The sequence below is a fragment of the Pseudomonas sp. R62 genome (genome assembly GCF_000257605.1).
Classification (GTDB): domain Bacteria; phylum Pseudomonadota; class Gammaproteobacteria; order Pseudomonadales; family Pseudomonadaceae; genus Aquipseudomonas; species Aquipseudomonas atacamensis.
The window spans coordinates 1-2,613 of sequence record NZ_AHZM01000812.1; the positions used below are offsets into that span (position 1 = coordinate 1).

The 2,613-nt window shown below is 57.6% G+C and carries 4 protein-coding genes and 1 pseudogene; 3 read left to right on the forward strand and 2 right to left on the reverse strand.

Features of this window, described 5'->3' with window-relative positions; genetic code table 11:
- Both OQK_RS00120 and recX read left to right on the forward strand, forming a co-directional pair.
- Positions 1 to 270, forward strand: a pseudogene (locus OQK_RS00120) (recombinase RecA); the annotation flags it as partial.
- A gap of 8 nt (positions 271 to 278) precedes the next feature.
- Positions 279 to 749, forward strand: coding sequence for a recombination regulator RecX (recX, locus tag OQK_RS00125; protein ID WP_016770567.1), 471 nt, complete (start codon positions 279 to 281; stop codon positions 747 to 749).
- Positions 750 to 807: 58 nt separating this feature from the next.
- On the opposite strand, the gene OQK_RS00130 is transcribed toward recX, so the two are convergent.
- Positions 808 to 1,923: a TIGR00730 family Rossman fold protein gene (locus OQK_RS00130; RefSeq protein ID WP_016770568.1), complete on the reverse strand. Its 1,116-nt coding sequence runs from the start codon at positions 1,921 to 1,923 to the stop codon at positions 808 to 810.
- Between the two features lie 341 nt (positions 1,924 to 2,264).
- Between OQK_RS00130 and OQK_RS00135 the strand changes: the two genes are divergently transcribed.
- Positions 2,265 to 2,462, forward strand: a complete 198-nt coding sequence (locus tag OQK_RS00135; protein ID WP_016770569.1) for a hypothetical protein — start codon at positions 2,265 to 2,267, stop codon at positions 2,460 to 2,462.
- Here OQK_RS00135 and OQK_RS29650 read toward each other — a convergent pair.
- Positions 2,463 to 2,613: PA3611 family quorum-sensing-regulated virulence factor (locus OQK_RS29650; RefSeq protein WP_016770570.1), on the reverse strand; the 151-nt coding region annotated here is incomplete at its 5' end.

Here is a 2,613-nt window from a genome sequence, read left to right on the forward strand (position 1 = left end):
GGCAAAGGCATCTACCTCAACGGCGAGATGATCGACCTGGGTGTGCTGCACGGTTTTGTCGAGAAGTCCGGCGCCTGGTACGCCTACGAAGGCACCAAGATCGGTCAGGGCAAGGCCAACTCGGCCAAGTTCCTGGCGGACAACCCGGAAATTGCCGCGAAGCTCGAGAAGCAGCTGCGTGACAAGCTGCTGTCGCCAGCGGTGATCGCGGACTCCAAGGCCTCGGCGGTCAAAGAGACCGAAGACGACCTGGCCGACGCTGACCTCTGATACCAACGATGACCACCGCCGTACTGGATACCCTCGTCGCGGTGCGGCGAACCGCCCTGGACCTGCTGGCACGTCGCGAGCATGGTCGAGTCGAATTGACGCGTAAGCTGCGTCAGCGCGGCGCCGAGGCGGAGCTGATCGAAACAGCCCTCGACCGTTTGACGGAAGAGGGGCTGCTTTCCGAAGCCCGTTACCTTGAAAGTTTTGTCTCCTACCGCGCCCGTTCCGGCTATGGCCCTCTGCGAATTCGCGAGGAACTCAGCCAGCGGGGTTTGCAACGTACCGATATCGAAATCGCCCTGCGCGAAAGCGGTATCAACTGGCAGGCGCAGCTTCAGGATACGTGGCAACGCAAGTTCTCCGGGCATTTACCGATTGATGCGAAAGAACGGGCCAAGCAAGGCCGGTTTCTGGCGTATCGGGGGTTCTCGATGGAGATGATCAACCGCTTGTTCAGCGGTCGAGGGATGGACGATTAGACCGATTCAACAAAAAAGGCCCGCTATTTTTTAAAAAATAGCGGGCCTTTTTTTGCCTTCAAATCACGTTGAAAGGCTCGAGTGAGCGTTGTGCAGTGGGCGGTTTCGAATCGGCCCAGTTTTCCGGCAGATTGATAAAGTCCACCAACTCCCTCAGACGACCATGGGTACGGCCATTGAAGGCAAACGCCAGCCGTGCCAGATGGCTGAACTGTGCATCGTCGTGTTCTTCACCGCTGTAGGCGTGTTGATGAAACTCGTCGCTCAGGCACAGGTCGGCGAACTCTTCCTGCATCTGCGTCAGTGCCTGGTCGCTGAGCTTGTGGTTCATGCGAATCACAAACTGCCGCTTGAGCCAGCGACTGGAGTGGAAGTTGCTATAGAACTGATTGATCTCCTCCACCGCTTCTTCAACGCTGTAAACCAGGCGCATCAACTTCATATCCGTCGGCAGGATATAGCGGTTTTCTTCCAGCTGACTGCGAATGAAGTCCAGCGCACCTTGCCAGAAGGTACCGCCCGGAACATCCAGCAACACCACCGGCACCAATGGGCTTTTGCCGGTCTGAATCAGTGTCAGCACTTCCAGCGCTTCATCAAGGGTGCCAAACCCGCCCGGGCACAGTACCAGCGCGTCTGCCTCTTTGACGAAGAACAGTTTGCGGGTGAAGAAAAAGTGGAATGGCAACAGATTGTCGGTGCCGTCGACGGTGGGGTTGGCATGTTGTTCGAAGGGCAGGGTGATGTTGAAACCCAAGCTGTGATCTCGACCGGCTCCTTCGTGGGCGGCGGCCATGATGCCGCCGCCGGCGCCGGTGATGACCATCATCTCTGCACGCGTCAGCGCTGCGCCGAGTTCGCGGGCCATCGCGTATAGCGGATGTTCAACTGGCGTGCGTGCCGAGCCGAACACGGTGACTTTGCGCCGGCCCTTGAATTGCTCAAGCACGCGAAACGCCTGCTCCAGTTCACGCAGGGCTTGCAGGGTGATCTTGGCGTTCCAGCGGTTGTGGTCTTCCTGAGCCATGCGCAGCACGGTCAGGATCATGTCGCGGTAGATGGGGATGTTCGGGCTGTCGGTGGAAACACGGTTGAGTTGGGCTTCGATCTGGCTGATGAGGTCGCCGCTTTCTTGAAAATGACGGCTCAAGAGGTCATTCGGTTGATAAGGCATTCAACGTCTCCTTCTGTACAGAGCGGGTAGCCCGGACAACCAGCGTCCGGGCCGCACTGCAAAAACACACAGGGCCGGCAGTTCCATTTCTGCCGTTAACGAATGATCGGGAATACTCTCAATCTAGACCCTCGCACGCATTCACGCTGACTTGAACAGTGCGCTGTAACGTTTTGCCTGGCAACCGCTTACTGATTTGCGCCAAAGCGTCGCCGCTCGTCTGAACGTGTCGCAAAGGGCCATCACTCTGATTTACTCAAATACAGACGTCGTAAGACAACCTTGCGCTTGCGCAAGGCTAGGCAATTCAAGGATTCGTGGGTGGCAAGGAGGCGGGATGCATGGTCAGAGTGGTTCTGGAGATCGATACTCAGCTGTATCGAATGTTGCAGGAGTCGGCCGAGACGCATCAATTGAGTCTCGAAGAAGAGTGCTGCCGACGATTGGCCGGCGGCGAACGCCGCTCGCGCTATCTGCAGGCGCTAGTGGCGGAACTGCGCGCCGAGGATGAACAGCGGCGCGCCAAGGCTTCGCGCTGATTACTTCTTCTTTGCTGGCGCGGCTTTCGGGCAATCGGATTCCTGATAGCTGGCCGAACCGATCGCTTTGTTGGTTTTCACTTCGGTGAAGTCGTAACGCATGATCGCGCCTTTGGCCATCAGCTTGCGATACGACGGGTTGTTGCAGACC